Source organism: Trueperella abortisuis (genome assembly GCF_030811095.1).
GTDB classification, from domain to species: domain Bacteria; phylum Actinomycetota; class Actinomycetes; order Actinomycetales; family Actinomycetaceae; genus Trueperella; species Trueperella abortisuis.
Window position 1 is genome coordinate 1,939,450 of the sequence record NZ_JAUSQL010000001.1, and the last position, 15,574, is coordinate 1,955,023.

General features: G+C 66.7%; 17 protein-coding genes. 5 read left to right on the top strand and 12 right to left on the bottom strand.

What is annotated here, in order from left to right:
- Window positions 1-33: 33 nt before the first annotated feature.
- The gene (locus J2S45_RS08765; protein ID WP_296929303.1) at window positions 34-627 is read left to right on the top strand and encodes a GDSL-type esterase/lipase family protein; all 594 of its coding nucleotides are present in this window, start codon (window positions 34-36) and stop codon (window positions 625-627) included.
- A 116-nt stretch (window positions 628-743) separates the two neighbouring features.
- Here the strand turns inward: J2S45_RS08765 and J2S45_RS11155 are convergent, their stop codons facing one another.
- The 12 genes from J2S45_RS11155 to J2S45_RS08820 all read right to left on the bottom strand — a co-directional run bounded on the left by J2S45_RS11155 (window position 744) and on the right by J2S45_RS08820 (window position 11,871).
- A complete protein-coding gene (locus tag J2S45_RS11155; RefSeq protein ID WP_099981265.1) occupies window positions 744-818 on the bottom strand; it encodes a 50S ribosomal protein bL37 in 75 nt (24 codons plus the stop codon).
- A 58-nt stretch (window positions 819-876) separates the two neighbouring features.
- Window positions 877-1,170 (bottom strand): mycothiol system anti-sigma-R factor, encoded by a 294-nt coding sequence (rsrA, locus tag J2S45_RS08770; RefSeq protein ID WP_307635444.1) that lies wholly within the window; start codon window positions 1,168-1,170, stop codon window positions 877-879.
- Window positions 1,170-1,757, bottom strand: coding sequence for a sigma-70 family RNA polymerase sigma factor (locus tag J2S45_RS08775; protein ID WP_296929260.1), 588 nt, complete (start codon window positions 1,755-1,757; stop codon window positions 1,170-1,172). Before J2S45_RS08775 ends, rsrA begins: the two co-directional genes overlap by 1 nt.
- 67 nt (window positions 1,758-1,824) lie before the next feature.
- Window positions 1,825-2,991, bottom strand: coding sequence for an N-acetylglucosamine-6-phosphate deacetylase (locus J2S45_RS08780; protein ID WP_307635153.1), 1,167 nt, complete (start codon window positions 2,989-2,991; stop codon window positions 1,825-1,827).
- Window positions 2,988-3,764 carry a glucosamine-6-phosphate deaminase gene (locus J2S45_RS08785; protein ID WP_307635154.1) on the bottom strand — a complete coding sequence of 259 codons (777 nt, stop codon included), beginning with the start codon at window positions 3,762-3,764 and terminating at the stop codon, window positions 2,988-2,990. The genes J2S45_RS08780 and J2S45_RS08785 overlap by 4 nt, the downstream gene beginning before the upstream one ends.
- 14 nt (window positions 3,765-3,778) lie before the next feature.
- Window positions 3,779-4,450, bottom strand: a complete 672-nt coding sequence (locus J2S45_RS08790) for an N-acetylmannosamine-6-phosphate 2-epimerase (protein ID WP_307635155.1) — start codon at window positions 4,448-4,450, stop codon at window positions 3,779-3,781.
- The gene (locus J2S45_RS08795) at window positions 4,451-5,377 is read right to left on the bottom strand and encodes an ROK family protein (RefSeq protein WP_296929266.1); all 927 of its coding nucleotides are present in this window, start codon (window positions 5,375-5,377) and stop codon (window positions 4,451-4,453) included. It abuts the gene before it with no gap.
- 9 nt (window positions 5,378-5,386) lie between these two features.
- Entirely contained in the window at window positions 5,387-6,301 is a 915-nt protein-coding gene (locus tag J2S45_RS08800; RefSeq protein ID WP_296929268.1) for a dihydrodipicolinate synthase family protein, read from the bottom strand.
- A gap of 9 nt (window positions 6,302-6,310) precedes the next feature.
- Complete coding sequence (locus J2S45_RS08805) at window positions 6,311-7,117, bottom strand: ABC transporter ATP-binding protein (protein ID WP_270975481.1); 807 nt, start codon at window positions 7,115-7,117, stop codon at window positions 6,311-6,313.
- Window positions 7,114-9,195 (bottom strand): dipeptide/oligopeptide/nickel ABC transporter permease/ATP-binding protein, encoded by a 2,082-nt coding sequence (locus J2S45_RS08810; RefSeq protein ID WP_307635156.1) that lies wholly within the window; start codon window positions 9,193-9,195, stop codon window positions 7,114-7,116. Before J2S45_RS08810 ends, J2S45_RS08805 begins: the two co-directional genes overlap by 4 nt.
- Before the next feature lie 3 nt (window positions 9,196-9,198).
- Window positions 9,199-10,152: an ABC transporter permease gene (locus J2S45_RS08815; protein ID WP_296929273.1), complete on the bottom strand. Its 954-nt coding sequence runs from the start codon at window positions 10,150-10,152 to the stop codon at window positions 9,199-9,201.
- 132 nt (window positions 10,153-10,284) lie between these two features.
- Window positions 10,285-11,871, bottom strand: a complete 1,587-nt coding sequence (locus J2S45_RS08820; protein WP_296929275.1) for an ABC transporter substrate-binding protein — start codon at window positions 11,869-11,871, stop codon at window positions 10,285-10,287.
- A 64-nt stretch (window positions 11,872-11,935) separates the two neighbouring features.
- Here J2S45_RS08820 and J2S45_RS08825 point away from each other — a divergent pair, with 64 nt between their 5' ends.
- The 4 genes from J2S45_RS08825 (at window position 11,936) to rsgA (ending at window position 15,544) form a co-directional block, all read left to right on the top strand.
- Entirely contained in the window at window positions 11,936-12,700 is a 765-nt protein-coding gene (locus J2S45_RS08825; RefSeq protein ID WP_296929277.1) for a FadR/GntR family transcriptional regulator, read from the top strand.
- A 108-nt stretch (window positions 12,701-12,808) separates the two neighbouring features.
- The gene (locus J2S45_RS08830) at window positions 12,809-13,279 is read left to right on the top strand and encodes a DoxX family protein (protein WP_307635157.1); all 471 of its coding nucleotides are present in this window, start codon (window positions 12,809-12,811) and stop codon (window positions 13,277-13,279) included.
- On the top strand, window positions 13,276-14,541 hold the full coding sequence (gene aroA, locus J2S45_RS08835; protein WP_296929281.1) for a 3-phosphoshikimate 1-carboxyvinyltransferase: 1,266 nt from the start codon (window positions 13,276-13,278) through the stop codon (window positions 14,539-14,541). The genes J2S45_RS08830 and aroA overlap by 4 nt, the downstream gene beginning before the upstream one ends.
- Entirely contained in the window at window positions 14,534-15,544 is a 1,011-nt protein-coding gene (rsgA, locus tag J2S45_RS08840) for a ribosome small subunit-dependent GTPase A (protein ID WP_270975495.1), read from the top strand. Before aroA ends, rsgA begins: the two co-directional genes overlap by 8 nt.
- The last annotated feature ends 30 nt before the right edge of the window (window positions 15,545-15,574 follow it).

The following is a 15,574-nucleotide window of genomic DNA, read 5'->3' on the forward strand; positions in this document are numbered from 1 at the left end:
GGGGGCCACGTACTCTATAATGAACGTGTGAGCATCCGAGTATTTTTCGTAGGCGACGAACTGGTGGCGGGCTATGGCGACGCCCGCGCCCTAGGCTGGGTGGGGCGCACCATCGCCCGCTCCCCGAACGACCCGCCCATCATGCCGATCACGCTGGCCTACCCCGGCGAGACCACGGACCGCCTCGTCACTCGCTGGGAGGGTGAGGTTCTGCCCCGGCTCGAGCGCGAGGCCGACAACCGGCTGGTCGTCGGCCTCGGCTCTCACGACCTCTCGGTCACCTCCACGTCCCGCTCGCGCCTGTATCTGGCCAACATGCTCGACACCGCCGTGCGCAAGGGGCTGAGCCCGTTCGTCGTCGGTCCGCCACCTCGCCTCGACGTTACCGCCCGCGACCAGGCCGAGCTCACCCGCGCCTTCTCGGAGGTATGCGAGCGGCGTCAGATTCCGTTCGTGGACACCTACAATCCGCTGCGCGACCATGAGCAGTGGCTGACCGACATGGCCACCTCCGCCGACTCCTACTGCCCCCGCCAGGCCGGCTACGGCCTCATGACGTGGCTCGTGCTCCACAAGGGCTGGCACCGCTGGCTCGGCATCGAGCCTCCCACATCCCCGCAGATGTAACGCCAATCCCCCAGATGTCACGCACAATACCGGGAAAACAACGCGACATTTGGGGGATTGGTGTTACGTATTAGGAACGCAAAAGAAATGGCCGGAGAAAACTCCAGCCATTTAACTTAGGCGTTTGGGCGCTTGCCGTGATTCGCGCTCTTCTTCTTGCGATCCTTACGCTTCCGTCCACGCTTCGACATGTTTACTCCTCCGGTAGATAGGTCTCAAGTGTATCTTTTCCGGCCATATCCTACCAACCTACTCGCCCACCATGTGTGTGATCTTCGTACGCAATGACTGCGGCGCCTCCTCACACTGGCAACCCCGCCGGATGACCCGGCGAACCACGATCTCCTCCTCGATCCTCGTGGCGCACGCGCTGCACGTGGCTCCGTGGCGCAGGAGGCGGCAGGCGTCGGCGTCGCTGATCTCATCGTCTACAAGCGCAAACAGGTGATCGAGGAGGTCCTCGCAGCCGCACTGGGCGCAGGTGCACTCCTCGCGGCAGCTACATGCCTCCAGCTTGCTCATGAGCTCGTCAAACTCTTTCATCACGCGTTCTCCTTCACATATCCAAGATCGCGCGCGTAGTCGCGCAGTGCCTCACGCAATTGGGTGCGTCCCCGATACAGGCGCGACATGACGGTACCGATCGGGGTGCCCATGATGTCCGCGATCTCCTGGTAGCTAAAACCTTCGACGTCGGCGAGGTAAACCGCCGTGCGCCGATCGTCGGAAAGCTGGTCGAGCGCCTCCTGAATCTCCTCGTTCGGAAGCAGCTCCAGGGCGAGCACCTCCGCGGATTCAAGCCCGCGCGAATGGTGCAGCGAGGCCCTGTACTCCTGCCAGTCTTCCACGTCGGCAGAGGCCTCCTGGGGGCGGCGCTTCTGCTTGCGGTAGTTGGAAATAAAGGTGTTGTTGAGAATCCGGTAGAGCCACGCCTTGAGGTTCGTGCCCGGCGTGAACTGGTGAAACGAGCCAAAGGCCTTGGCGAAGGTCTCCTGGACGAGGTCCTCGGCGTCCTGCTGATTGCGGGTCAGCCGCAACGCCGCGCCGTAGAGCTGGTTGAGGTAGGGCATCGCGTCGCGCTCGAAGCGGGCGGTGCGCTCCTCGTGAGTCTCCTCAACCGTCAATGGCATCTCCTTCTTATCCGACACTCACGCAACGCACCGGGCGCCGCGGCTTATTCCCGCGGCGCCCTGTGAGCTACCTTGCTACGCCCTCGCGCACGATTGCTGTGACCTCGAGGTCCTCGGTGAAGACGACGGCGTTGGCCGGCTCGCCCACCTTCCACTCAAGGGTCACGCCCGGGTCGGCCTGGGTCAACCCCACGGCATGGGCGGGCGCGCCGACGCCGCACCGCACGGCGACCCCCATGTCGAGGTAGCCGCCGCGAACCATTCGCTGGATCTCCTCGGCCACGCGAGCCGTGCCGCCGGCGATCGCGCCGTTGCGCGACAGCCGCGCCACCCCCTCGACGATGTCAACATCCTGACCGCCGAGGACGTACTTGCCGTCGGGCATGCCCGCGCCCTCCATTGCGTCGGTCACGAACACCACACCGAGCGGGTTCTCGCGCTGGATGAAGGTGACAACGTCGGAGACCAAGTCGGGGTCGACGTGGACGGTGTCTGCCACGAATTCGACGACCACCTCTCCCCTACGCGCCGCCGCGATGAGCTCGCGGACCGGGCCCGGGGCGCGGTGTCCGAGCGGTGGCATCGCGTTAAACAGGTGGGTCGCCATCTGCGGCGGCTTGCTCATGCCGATCTCGGCCGCGTAGGCGGAGGTGGCGGCGACCACCGCGCGCGTCTGCTCCGAGTCCGCCGAGGTGTGGCCCCAGGAGGGCACGGCCCCGTAGTCAAGGAGAAGCCTGGCCGCCTCGATGGCGCTGTCCACCTCGGGGGCGATCGTCATCGTCTTAATCCAACCCTTGCCGGCTTCGAGCCAGGAACGCAGCTCGTCAAGGTCGGGCATCCGGATCGCCGCGGGGTTCTGTGCGCCGCACTTGGCGGGCGAGATGTAGGGCCCCTCCAGGTGAATGCCCGCCAGTTTGCCCTCCTCGCATGCCTGCGCCAGGCCCCTGATCGGGGTCAGCGTGTCGATGAGCGAGACGGTGGAGGCGATCAGCGCCGTCGTGCCCATCGAACGGTGTGCCTCGACGGCCCTATCTACACCCTCCGGGCTCGGGTCGTCGGGGAAAGAGGCCCCGCCTCCGCCGTGACAGTGGACGTCGATGAAGCCGGGCGTCACCCAGCCCGCAACGCCCTCCTGCGCGGGAAAGATCTCGGCTACGACGCCGTCCTCGAGCCGAATTCCTGAACCAACCAGCTTGCCGTATCCGTCCAGCAGCTTGCCACGATACTCGGTCACTTGAGGGTCTCCCAGCGCGTGCGGTACATGTCGATGTTCTTCAGCTTCGATGCCGCAGCCTCGTCGCAGAAGACGACGACGGACGGGTGCATCTGGGCGATCGACGCCGGGCAGGAGGCCGTGACCGGGCCCTCCGCCATGCCGGCGATGGCGTCGGCCTTGTTCTCGCCGAGCGCAATGAGCAGCAGATGCTTGGCCTCCATGATCGTGCCCAGACCCTGGGTGACGCACTTGTCCGGGACGAGGTCGAGGTTGCCCTCAAAGAAGCGGGCGTTGTCCTTACGGGTCCGCTGGGTCAGCGCGTCGACGTGCGTGCGCGAGACGAGGGAGACGCCCGGCTCGTTAAAGCCGATGTGTCCGTTGGCCCCGATGCCGAGGATCTGCAGGTGAACGCCCCCGTTGGCGCGGATGTCGGCGTCGTATGCGGCGGCCGCCTCGTACGGGTCGTCCGCCTGGCCGTTCGGGGTGTGCAGGTTGTCCTCCGTTAGGCCCGTCTTGTCCTCGCCCACCAGCTCGGCGCGCAACACGTTGCGGTAAGCCTCGGGGTGGGCCGGGTCAATGCCGACGTATTCATCGAGCGCAAAGGCCTTCGCGTCCGCCAGAGTGAATTCCCCGGCGGCGTGGGCGGCGCGCAGCTGAGCGTACAGCCCGAGCGGGGTCGAGCCCGTGGCGACGCCGAGGTTCTTCGGCTCGGCGCCCCTCATCGTGGTCATTAGATAGGCGGCGGCAGCCTTCGCCAGTTCCGTCTCGTCGCCAAAAACTCCGATCTGCATATCTTTCTCTTTTCTTACTTGATGGCATCCGAGAACCACGAGGTGATCGTGGTTGGGTGGGTAATGGCGGTGCCGACGACGACGGCGAACGCTCCGGCCTCCATGACGGCCCTGGCCTGCTCGGGGGTGTGCACACGCCCCTCGCAAAAGACCGGCACATCGGGGAAGGCCGCCACGATCTCGCGCAGGAGCTCGAGGTCGGGGCCGTCCGTCTTGGGGCGTTCGCCCGTGTAACCCGACAGGGTGGTGGAGAGGATGTCCGAGCCGGCGTCGGCGGCCATGACGGCGTCGTCGAAGGAGCCGCAGTCAGCCATGACCAGGGCCTCCTCCTTCTTCAGCTCGGCCACCGTCTCGGCGTAGGTGCGCCCGTCCGGGCGCGGGCGGCGGGTGGCATCGAGCGCCACGATGTCCGCGCCGGCCATGATGCAGGCGCGCGCGTGGCGCAGGGTGGGGGTGATATAGACGCCGTCGTGCCCCTCCTTCCACAGGCCAATGACGGGCACATCCACCTGTCCCTTGATGGCGGCGATGTCAGCGAGGCCCTGGCAGCGTATCGCGCCGGCGCCGCCGCGCTCGGCCGCGAGCGCAATCTGGGCCATGGTCTCCGGGTGGCGCATGGGCTCGCCCGGGTAGGCCTGCGCGGAGACGATCAGGCGCCCACGCAGCGATTCAATGAGCTGATGCATTTAGACTTCTTTCCTCATGAAATTGATCGCCGCGCCGTACAGGGGTGCGGCGGAACCGAGTTCACCGAGTTTGATCGGCACGGTGGCAACCGGATCCATGGCGCGGGCAAGAAAGCCCTCATGAACATTTTGCCACCATTCGTCGCCCGAGCGGGTCATCGAGCCCGATAGGACGATGACGGATGGATCGATACAGTTGGCGAGCGTGGCGAGGGACTCGCCCGTGGCGTAAGCCGACTGGTTGAAGACGTCGCGCGCGAGCTGGTTGCCGCGCTCGGCCAAGTCTTGCAGCTCCTTGCCGTTGGTAACCTCCGGATCGGAAGGCCCGCGCCGGGAGTTGTACCAGTTGGTGATGCCGTGCCCGGAGGCGATGGCCTCGATGTGGCCGGTGCGTCCGCACGAGCAGGGCATGCCGACGGCGAGATGGTGGTGGATGTGGCCGTAGTGGCCGGCGAGGAAGTGATCGCCAAAGTCGATCTCGCCCTCCCGGATGAGCGCGCCACCGATCCCGGTTCCCAGCGCCATCGACACCACGGACGCTGCGCCCTTGCCGGCTCCCACGATCGCCTCCCCCAGGCCGTGTGCGTGGACGTCGTTGATGACGTGGACGGGCAGGCCCGTGGCCTCGGCAAGGATTTCGCCGAGCCGGGTTCCGGCCCATCCCGGCATCGTGTTCGTAGCGGAGACGATCGTGCCGCTGGCCGGGTCGACCACGCCCGCGCTGGCGATACCGATGCCGAGGAGAGAGCGGTCGGCGCACGCATCCACCACCATGTCGCGGATGCGCCGTGCCACATCGGCACCGCCAGCGTGAGCGAGGGTCTTCATGGATCGGCTCTCGCCGACGCTGAGACGATCGGCGTCAGCGAAAGCCCACCCCACCTTGGTGCCACCAATGTCGATCGTCAGGATCTCGGCACCAGTCATGGTTTCCTCCTACTTCAGGTGCCCGGTTTCCCGCAGCACTCGGGCCACGGCCTCCACGTTCTCACCCTCGAGGGCGAGGACGGGTTCGGGCATCGTGTTCGTCTCGAACACGCCAAGCAGCATGAGCGCCGTCTTGAAGGCGCCTACACCGGCCGCATAGCCGAACTCGCCAGAAGGGGCTTGGACGATCCGCATGAGGCGAGTCGCCTGGTCCTGCAGCTCGCGCACCCGGCTCCAGTCGCCGGCCTGGTAGGCGCGCCACTGTTCGACGTAGACGACCGGGTCGACGTTGCCCAGGCCCGGCACCGAGCCGTCGGCGTGGGACATGTAGGCGCCGTCGACGACGACTTCGTGGCCGGTGAGCAGGGAAAGCTCCAGGCCCTCCTCGTCGCGCGCTTGGGCGAGGAAACGGAAGGAGACGTCGTCGCCCGAGGAATCCTTCACGCCCGCCAGCACACCCTCGCGGGCCAGCTCGAGGATGAGCGCCGGCGAGAGCTTGACGTGGACGCACACGGGGATGTCGTAGGCGAACAGCGGCAGGTCCACGGCCTCGTGGACCAGCTGGAAGTGACGCTTGATCTCCTTTTGCCCGAGGATCGCATAGAAGGGGGCGGTGGCGACGATGGCGTCGGCACCCAGTTCCTTCGCCTCGCGGGCGTGCTCGATGGTGCGGTTGGTCGTGATGTCGATGACGCCGACCAGCACCGGAACGCGGCCGGCGACGATGCGCACGGCGTTCTCGATCACCTCTCGGCGGCGGGCATCGGAGGAAAAGGCGACCCCACCGGAGGAGCCGAGGACGAACAGGCCGTCGACTCCGGCGTCAATCATGCGGTTAATCGAGCGCTCAAACGAGACGACGTCGAGGGCGCCGTCCGCGGTGAGCGGGGTGACAACGGGAGGGATAACTCCACGGAATTTCATTGGTCTTCCTTAACCTAATTGGGGGTGTAGAAGCGACGGTGCCGCTCCCAAGAGTTTCTTGGTGTAGGGATCCTGCGGGTTGGCAAGCAGCTCCTTGGCCGGGCCCTCCTCCACGACCTTGCCCTTGTTCATCACCGCGATGCGATCGGAGATGTAGCGGACGGTCTGGATGTCGTGAGAGATGAAGACCATCGCGAGGCCGAGCTCGTTCTTCAGGTCCATGAGCAGGTTGAGGATCTGCGCGCGCACGGAGACGTCGAGCGCCGACGTCGGCTCGTCCGCGATGATCGCGTCCGGGCGCAGGGCGAGCGCACGGGCGATCGCCACGCGCTGACGCTGGCCGCCGGAGAGCTGGCCGGGTAGCGCGTCGAGCGCCGACTGCGGCAACCCGACCTGGCCGATGAGTTCCTCGACGCGGGCATCGCGCTCGGCCTCGGTGCCGATCTTGTGCACGCGCAGCGGATCGAGCAGCTGGTCACGCACGTACATGCGGGCGTTGAGCGCCGTGGCCGGATCCTGGAAGACGACGGAGACGACGCGCCCGATCTTGCGCCGGTCTGACGCCGAACGCTTCGTCACCTCCTCGCCCTTGAAAAAGACCTGACCGGTGGTGGCCTCCTGCAGGCCGCACATGACGTTCGCGGTGGTGGACTTGCCACACCCCGACTCGCCCACGATGCCGAGCACCTGGCCGGGCATGACCTTCATCGACACCCCGTCCACGGCGTGGACCTTGGTGGGGTTGAAGATCGAGCCGGCGCGGGTCTTGAAGATGACGTGCAGGTCGCGCAGTTCGATGATCGGAGTCTCGCTCATCGTGCTTCTCCCTTCGCTTCGGTGGTCTGCTGCGCCGGAACTCCGGGCTGGGCAGGGGCCGGGTAGCCGGCGTCGGTCCATGCCGAGTCCGGTACGGCCGCGTAGTAGTGATCGCGTCCGGGGATCTCCATACGCACCGGCGGGGTGGTGAGCCCGACGTCGGGGTGGGAGGAGCGCGGCGCAAAGCGGTCGCCCGCCGGGAAGTCCTTCGGCGAGGGGACGGTGCCGGGGACCTGGTGTAGGCGGTCGGCACCCGATTCGATGGAGAGCACCGAGCCGAGCAGGCCGCGGGTGTACTCGTGGACGGGGTGGCTGAGCAGCTCCGAGGCCGGCGCCTGCTCGACCACCTGGCCGGCGTACATGACCGTGATCTTGTGGGCGACCTCGGCCACGAGGGCCAGGTCGTGGGAGACGAAGACCATCGCAAATCCGAGCTTCTCGCGCAGGTCATTGAGCAGCTCGATGACCTGCTTTTGCACCGTCACGTCGAGCGCGGTGGTCGGCTCGTCGGCGATGATGAGCTTCGGGTCGCGGGTGAGCGCCATGGCGATGAGCACGCGCTGACGCTGGCCGCCGGAGAGCTCGTGCGGGTAAGACTCGAGCGTGCGCTTCGGATCAAGGCCCACCAGTTCGAGCAGCTCCTCGGCGCTGCGGGTGCCGCCGCGGGAGGTCAGCTGCTTCATCTGGCTACGGATGAGCATAGCCGGGTTGAGCGAGGACAGGGCGTCCTGGTAGATCATGGCCATCTCGTTGCCGAGCAGGCCCTGGCGCTCCTTGGCGCTCATCTTGAGCAGGTCCCTGCCCTCGTAGAAGATCTCGCCGCTGATCTGCGCGCGCGGGTCGATGAGGCCCATGACCGTGAGGGCGGTGATCGACTTGCCACAGCCCGACTCGCCCACAAGGCCCATCGTCTCACCCTTGTGGACGGAGAAGTTCACGTGGTCGACGACGTTGATGTCGCCGTGGCGCGGGAACTTGATCGACAGGTTGCGCACCTCCAGCAGGGGCTGGCCGGTCGCCGTCGCGACGAAACGGTCGGTGCGCTTGGACTCGACCACCTGGAGCTGGTCGAGGCGGGCCTTGAGCGATTCCGCCTGCGCGGCGTAGGCCAGGCGCGGGTCGAGGAGCAGCTTGTCCTGCTCGCGAGTGCCGGTGACGGCCTCAACCTTTTGTGCCGAGGAGGGAGCTGCGACCATCGCGTCGGTGATGCCCTCGGACAGGATGTTCAGGCACAGCACCGTCAGCATGATGAACAGGCCCGGGAAGAGCGCCGTCCACCACATGCCCAGCAGCACCGACAGGTTCGAGGAGGCGTCCGAGAGCACGTTGCCCCAGGTGGGAACCATCGTGGACTGCAGGCCCGAGCCGATGAAGGTCAGCGAGGCCTCGAGGATGATCGCGTCTGCCACCAGCACGGTGGCGAACACCAGCACCGGGGCGGCGGTGTTGCGGGCGACGTGGCGGATGAGGATCCACGGCGCACGCGCACCCGAGACGATAACCGCACGCACGTAGTCCTCGCCGTAGGCGCTCATCACGTTCGCGCGAACGATGCGGGCCAGCTGCGGGATGTAGACGAAGGCGATCGAGCAGATGATGACGAAGACGAGGCCGACCACGTTGTCCGGCTCGAGGCGGCGGGAGAAGACCAGCACCATGACGGCCGCCATCGCGATGCCGGGGACGGCCATGATGACGTCCATGATTCGCATGATCACTTCGCCGATCCACTTGCGTGACACCGCCGCGATCGCGCCGATGAGCGCGCCGAAGAAAAGTGCCACGAGGGTGGCGGCCAGGCCAATCATGAGCGAGAAGCGGCCGCCGTAGAGGATGCGGGAGAGGATGTCACGGCCGACGTGGTCAGTTCCGAAGATGAACTCACCGTTGGGCGGGCTCCACTTGTCTGCCAGCGCGTCCGGGTTGTAGGGCGCGATGAGCGGGGCGAGGAAGGAGACAACGAAGACGATGGTGAGGAAGACCATGGCCAGGCGCGCGCCGATCGACATGTTCTTGATCCGTGAGAAACGGACGCCAGGCGCCGTAACCTTGTCAAGCTTCTTTTTCTTGGACGTCATCTGTTACACCGACCTAATACGCGGGTTGATGAGGAGGTAGAGCATGTCAACGATGATGTTGACGATGATGAAGGCGATCGCGACAACAAGTGCGCCGCCCTGAACGAGGTTGACCCAGTTGTTCTGGATACCGAGGATGAGAACCTTACCCATGCCCTGCAGGCCGAAGATGATCTCGATGACGACGGCGCCACCCATGAGGTAGCCGACGCGAAGGCCGAGGACGGTCACGGGGGTGATGAGGGCGTTGCGCAGGACGTTGCGGCCGATGACGACCGAGCGCGGGATGCCCGCGCCCAGCGCGGTACGCACGTAGTCGCGGTCTAGTTCTTCTACCATTGAGGTTCGCACCACGCGGGTCATCTGGCCGATGACCGGGATCGCCAGGGAGAAGGCGGGAAGCAGCATGCGCATGAACCAGCCGCCAAAATCCTCACTCATGGATGGCAACCCACCCGAGACGGGGATGGATCCGCCCACGAAGGCGAGCACCAGGAGGGAGGCCAGCCAGAAGGACGGGGTGCCGATGCAGATCACCGAAAAGACGCGGATGATCTGGTCCGGCCAGCGGTCGCGGTAAATTGCGGCCAGGATGCCGAGCGGGAAGGCGAGGAGGATGGCGATGATGAGGCCGAAGAAGGTCAGGGACAGGGTCACCGGCAGAGCGCCCGTCACCATGTCGCTGACGCGGTTGGTCTCACCGACGCCGTAGATGCCCAGGTCTCCCTGGAACATGTCGATGACGTAGTTACCGTATTGAACGAAGAAAGGATCATTGAGGCCGTGAGCTGCACGGAATTCTGCCAGTGCCTCCGGCGTCGCGTATTCGCCGAGGGCTGTGTATGCCGGGTCGATCGGCGAGAGAGACATGATGAAGAAGACGAGAAGGGTCACGCCGATCACCATGATGGGGAGCGCGATGAGGCGCCGCCCGAGAAGTCTGAGGAGATTATTCATCCGTTTTCCTCTTCCGACGAGGATTGGCTGAGGTCAGTGTGCACCTATGTGCGCTGCCCAGTGGGTTGAGGGTGCAAAAAGTGGAGGGTAGGCGGGAGGACCTACCCTCCACTCCTTGTCTCGGTTACGTGGTTACTTGACTGCGGCGCCGACGAGGTTCAGGCCCGTGGTGCCAATGCCGTGTGCGCCCACGACCTTCTGACCGTTGATGCCAGTGATCATCGTGCGGTGGAAGAGCGGGAAGAGCGGGGCCTCATCGGCGATGAGGTCCTGAGCCTCGCCCCACTTGGCCTTCGCGTCGTCGCCGGTGGCCTGCTCGGCCTCGGAAACGATGCCGGAAAGCTTGGCGAACTGATCAGGCGCGGAGGTGGCCCACTGGGTGCGCTTCTGCGTCCACACGTTGTCGCCGTACCACCAGTTGATGATGATGCCCGGGTCCGCACCGAAGACCGACGGATCGCCCGGCGCGAGGGCGACGTCGTAGGTCGGGTTGTCGACGTCGGCGAAGTTCGCGTACAGGTCGCCCGACGCCATGGACTGGACGTTGACCGTCAGGCCGGCGGCCTCGAGATCCTGGCGGATCTGCGGGGCGAGGTTAGCGATCCACGGGTGATCGGTGGTGATGAGGGTGATCTCCTTCAGGCCAGCAGCCTCGAAGGCGGCCTTGGCCTTGGCGGTGTCGTAGGTGAACTGCTCGCTAGCTTCCTTGTACATCGGGTTGACGGCGGGCAGGAAGGAGGTCGCAACCTGGGCGTCGCCGCCCATGGCGTCCTTGACCAGCTTCTCGCGGTCGATCGCGTAGTGGAAGGCCTTGCGGACCTCCTTCTTGTCGAACGGAGCCTTGGCAGTGTTGAACATGAGGAACGGGTTGTTGTAGCCCGGGACCTCGTCCAGGGTCCAGCCGGCGGCGGAGAGCTGATCCTTCGTGGCCGAGGGGACGGTCTCCATCACGTCGATGGTGCCGCCGAGCGCGGCGGCCAGACGGGCGGCGTCGTCCTTGAGGACGTCCCAGTGCATCTTCTCAACCTTGGCCGGCTTGGGGCCGTTGTAGTACTCGTTCGGCGAGGCGTCGATCGCGGTGTTCGTGATCGAGTCGTACTTGAACGGGCCGGTGCCGATCGGCTTGGCCGTCATCTCCTCCTGGGTGGAGGAAGCCGGGATGATCTTGACGTCGACGAAACGCTCGGCGACGGCGGCGAAGGGGTACTTCGTCTTGATCGTGATCGTCTTATCGTCCTTGGCGGTGACGCTGTCAACAAAGCTGAAGAACTGCTTGTAGATCGAGGTGTCGGCCGTGGTGCGGGCGTAGGACTCGAGCACGTCTGCCGTAGTGACGTCGGTGCCGTCCGAGAACTTCGCGCCATCGCGCAGGGTCACTTCGTACTCGGTGTCCGACACCTTGGTCGGCTCGCCGGCGGCAAGGGCCGGGAAGAGCTTGTAGTTAGACATGTCGAATTCGTACAGACCCTCGACGACGTGCCAGTTCGACCCCATGGCTAGCGCCGAGGACGTGGTGGACGGATCGTAGTTCGTGGTCTCGTAGGCGACGCCGAGGTTCAGCTGACCGGACGGAGCGCCACCGGACGCGGAAGACGTCGCATCGCTTGCAGAACCGGACTCCGACGGGGTGCCCGACCCTCCTCCACCACAGGCAGCCAGGGCGAGCGTGGTAGCGGCAGCGACGGCTGTCAGCTTCGCCCAGCGCTTAGTAGAACGCATGTTATTTCCTCTCCATTGAGTTAATTGTGAAGCGCCAACGCTTCTCATCGGGTACACTCATCGTATGTTGTCAGACAAGTCAGCGCAAGTGCTTTTAAATAAATTCTCCCCGGCGACGATCTCCGGGGCAGCGACTCCTGGCGTTCCCCTCAACAGGTCCTCCGCAACGATCGACGCCGTTAAGTCTTACATCATTCAACACAACCTCAAGCCCGGCGATCCGCTTCCGACCGAGGCGACGCTATGCGCCACGCTTCAGGTCTCGCGCTCCTCCGTGCGCGAGGCGCTACGCAAGCTCGAGGCGCTCGACATCATCCGCGCCCATCAGGGGCGCGGCTCCTTCGTGGGCGACATGTCGCTCGAGCCGATGGTTGAAACCCTTGTGCTGCGCTTCGCGCTCGATCGATCCTCGGGCACGGAATCGCTGCGCCAGGTGGTCTCCACGCGCCGCTACCTCGACCTAGGCGTGGCCTCCTCGGTGGTCAAGGCGATGGCGGGCACCTCCAACCCCGAGCTCCACCAGCTGGTGGGCGTCATGGTGGAGAAGGCCACCCGCCGGGAGAGCTACATGGATGAGGACATCGCCTTCCACAACGGGATCATGGCCTACCTCGATAACGAGCTCATCTCTCAGCTCAACACGGCGATGTGGCTCATCCACCAGACCTTCATCCCCAAGCTGGACGTGGAGCGCGGCGGGAAGCTGCTCGAAACCGCGCGCGCCCACGAGCGCATGCTCGCCACGGCCGAGGCGGGAGACGAGGCGGCCTATCGCCAGGCGGTCCTCGACCACTACGCCCCGCTCGCGGACATCCTCGAGATGGACTAGGCGCCCGAAGCGCACTCGCCAGTCCTTCCTGTCGCGCGTGATCGTCGAGCGGGCGCGCGGTGTCGGCATCGTCGATTAGACTGGCCACAACAACGATACGGAGGACACATGATTTCCACACTTGCCCGCCCGCTCCTTGCGGCGCCCTTCGTGGCCGCCGGCCTCGACGCCATCCGCAAGCCCGCCGGCCATCGCGCCGCGGCCGAACGTATCCTCAGTGTGCTCGAGAGGGCGGGAATCCCCGCGCAGGACATCCCGGTCGACGTGCTCACGCGCGCCACGGGCGCCGTTTTCACGCTAGCCGGCCTCTCGCTCGCGCGCGGGCGCATGCCGCGTTCCACGGCCCTCATGCTCGGCGCGATGCAGATCCCGATGTCGCTGGGGCGCAACCCCTTCTGGGAGCAGGCCGGCGCTGAGCGCCGCGCCTCGCTTGCGGCCCTCGTCGCCGACGCCGGCCTCATCGGCGGCGCCCTCATCGCCTCCACCGACCGCGGCGGCAACCCCTCGCTCGGCTGGCGCGCCTCAACCTGGGCGAAGGACGTCAGCCACAACGCGCAGAATCTCGGTACCAGCCGGTGACCTGGCTGGCCCCCGCGTCGGGCCCGGTTGACGCCACCGTCTCCATCCCCGGCTCGAAGTCGCTGACGAACCGCTACCTGGTGCTCGCCGCCTTGGGCGAGCAGCCCGCGACGATCCGCCACCCGCTCGTCGCGCGCGACACCGAGCTCATGGCCGGCGCCCTTGAGTCCCTCGGCGCGCGCATCCTGCGCGAGCGCGACTCCTGGCGGGTGGAGCCCGGACCCTTCCGGGGTGGGCGCGTCGAGTGCGGCCTGGCCGGGACTGTCATGCGTTTCATCCCACCGCTCGCTGCCTTTGCCTGCGAGCCCGTGGTCCTCGACGGCGACCCGGCGGCGCGCGTGCGCCCGATGGGCGCGATCGTCACGGCGCTGAGGCGGCTCGGGGTGGCCGTGGAGGCCGCCGAGCGCGAAGGCGCACCCACCCTTCCGCTGACCGTGCGCGGGGCGGGGAGCGTGGCCGGGGGCAAGCTCGACATCGACGCCTCGGCCTCCTCCCAGTTCGTCTCCGCGCTCCTCCTCGCCGCCCCGCGAATGGAACGCGGCCTCGAACTGCGCCACGTGGGCGCAACGCTCCCCTCGACCCCCCACATCGAGATGACGGTGGAGGTGCTACGCAGGGCCGGCATCGACGTCGTCGACGCGGGGCGGCGCTGGGTGGTCTCCCCCGGCGTCCCCACCCTCGGGCAGGTCACGATCGAGCCCGACCTGTCGAACGCGGGGGCCTTCCTCGCCGCCGCCATGGTGACCGGCGGGAGGGTACGCGTGGAACACTGGCCCGCGGCGACCACACAGCCGGGCGACTCCTACCGCGCGATCTTTTCCCAGATGGGAGGCCGGGTGCGCCTGGAGGGCGGGGTGCTCGAGCTGACCGGGCCGGAGCGCATCGCACCCTATGCCGCAGACATGAAGGACGTGGGCGAACTCGTCCCCACCGTCGCCGCCGTCGCCGCATTCGCGCACGGAACCTCGCGCCTGTCCAACATCGGCCAGCTTCGCGGACACGAGACCAACCGCCTCGCCGCGCTCGTCACCGAGCTGGGCCGCGCCGGGATCACCGCGCGCGAGGAGGGCGACGACCTCGTCATCGAGGGCGGGTCCGGGCGCCCCGCCGTCATCGAGACCTACGACGACCACCGGATGGCCACCTTCGGCGCGATCCTCGGGCTGCGCCTGCCGGGCACGCGCGTCGTCAACGCGCAGACCACGGCGAAGACCCTGCCCGACTTCGTGGAGCGCTGGGAAAGGGCCTTCGGCCATGCCTAGACGCGACATCGGCACGGACGATCACCGCGTGCGGGTGCGCCCGGGCAAAGGTTCACGCCCACGCACGAAGATCCGCCCCGACTACAGCCGGGCCGCCCGGGCCCGCGTCTACCGGGTGGATCGCGGGCGCTACCACGTGACTCTGGATGACGGCACGCACGTGACCGCCGTCAAAGCCAAGGAGCTGGCGCGCGGCGCGATCGTCGTGGGCGACATCGTGGCCCTCACCGGCGATCTGACGGGCAGGAAGGATACGTTGGCCCGCATCGTCCAGGTGGATCCACGCCGGACCGCGCTGCGACGCACAGCCGAGGAGTCGGAGGCCGCGGGCACCGAGCGCGTCATCGTCGCCAACGCCGACCAGCTCGTCATCGTCACCGCCCTCGCCCAGCCCGAGCCGCGGCCGGGCATGATCGACCGCTGCCTCGTCGCCGCCTACGACGCCGACATGCACCCTATCCTGTTGCTCACCAAAGCCGATCTCGCCAGCCCCCGCGCACTGCTCGACCTGTATTCCGACCTCGACCTCGACATCTATACCTCCACCATTGACGAGGCGGGCTCCGACATCGCCGACATTGCCGCCGCGCTCGCGGGGCACGTGTCGGTGCTGGTGGGGCACTCCGGCGTCGGGAAATCCACCCTCATCAACGCGCTGGTTCCGAGCGCCGAGCGTGAGACGGGGCACGTGAACGAGGTGACGGGGCGCGGGCGGCACACCTCGACGTCGGCGATGGCGTTCAACCTGGAGGCCGGCGGGCTAGTCATCGACACGCCGGGGGTGCGCACGTTCGGGCTCGCCCACGTTCAGGCCGAGGACCTGCTGCGCGGCTTCCCGGACCTGCGTCAGGTGGCCGAGAACTGCCCGCGCGGTTGCCCGCACGAGGCCGGCTCCCTCGACTGCGCGTTCGACGAGGTGGAAGACGCGCGGCTGATCGCGCGCGTGAAATCCTTCCGCCGGCTACTCGATTCGCGCCTCAGGGTGGACCCGCACTGGGCCTGAGCCTGCCGTGCACCGTCGGTACGCGCGCCT

What these genes read in the sequence shown, in the direction of transcription:
- rsrA (WP_307635444.1), bottom strand. Translation starts at nt 1,170, where the DNA reads ATGAAAGAGTTTGACGAGCTCATGAGCAAGCTGGAGGCATGTAGCTGC.
- J2S45_RS08775 (WP_296929260.1), bottom strand. Translation starts at nt 1,757, where the DNA reads ATGCCATTGACGGTTGAGGAGACTCACGAGGAGCGCACCGCCCGCTTC.
- J2S45_RS08785 (WP_307635154.1), bottom strand. Translation starts at nt 3,764, where the DNA reads ATGCAGATCGGAGTTTTTGGCGACGAGACGGAACTGGCGAAGGCTGCC.
- J2S45_RS08790 (WP_307635155.1), bottom strand. Translation starts at nt 4,450, where the DNA reads ATGCATCAGCTCATTGAATCGCTGCGTGGGCGCCTGATCGTCTCCGCG.
- J2S45_RS08795 (WP_296929266.1), bottom strand. Translation starts at nt 5,377, where the DNA reads ATGACTGGTGCCGAGATCCTGACGATCGACATTGGTGGCACCAAGGTG.
- J2S45_RS08800 (WP_296929268.1), bottom strand. Translation starts at nt 6,301, where the DNA reads ATGAAATTCCGTGGAGTTATCCCTCCCGTTGTCACCCCGCTCACCGCG.
- J2S45_RS08805 (WP_270975481.1), bottom strand. Translation starts at nt 7,117, where the DNA reads ATGAGCGAGACTCCGATCATCGAACTGCGCGACCTGCACGTCATCTTC.
- J2S45_RS08810 (WP_307635156.1), bottom strand. Translation starts at nt 9,195, where the DNA reads ATGACGTCCAAGAAAAAGAAGCTTGACAAGGTTACGGCGCCTGGCGTC.
- J2S45_RS08815 (WP_296929273.1), bottom strand. Translation starts at nt 10,152, where the DNA reads ATGAATAATCTCCTCAGACTTCTCGGGCGGCGCCTCATCGCGCTCCCC.
- J2S45_RS08820 (WP_296929275.1), bottom strand. Translation starts at nt 11,871, where the DNA reads ATGCGTTCTACTAAGCGCTGGGCGAAGCTGACAGCCGTCGCTGCCGCT.
- J2S45_RS08825 (WP_296929277.1), top strand. Translation starts at nt 11,936, where the DNA reads ATGTTGTCAGACAAGTCAGCGCAAGTGCTTTTAAATAAATTCTCCCCG.
- J2S45_RS08830 (WP_307635157.1), top strand. Translation starts at nt 12,809, where the DNA reads ATGATTTCCACACTTGCCCGCCCGCTCCTTGCGGCGCCCTTCGTGGCC.
- rsgA (WP_270975495.1), top strand. Translation starts at nt 14,534, where the DNA reads ATGCCTAGACGCGACATCGGCACGGACGATCACCGCGTGCGGGTGCGC.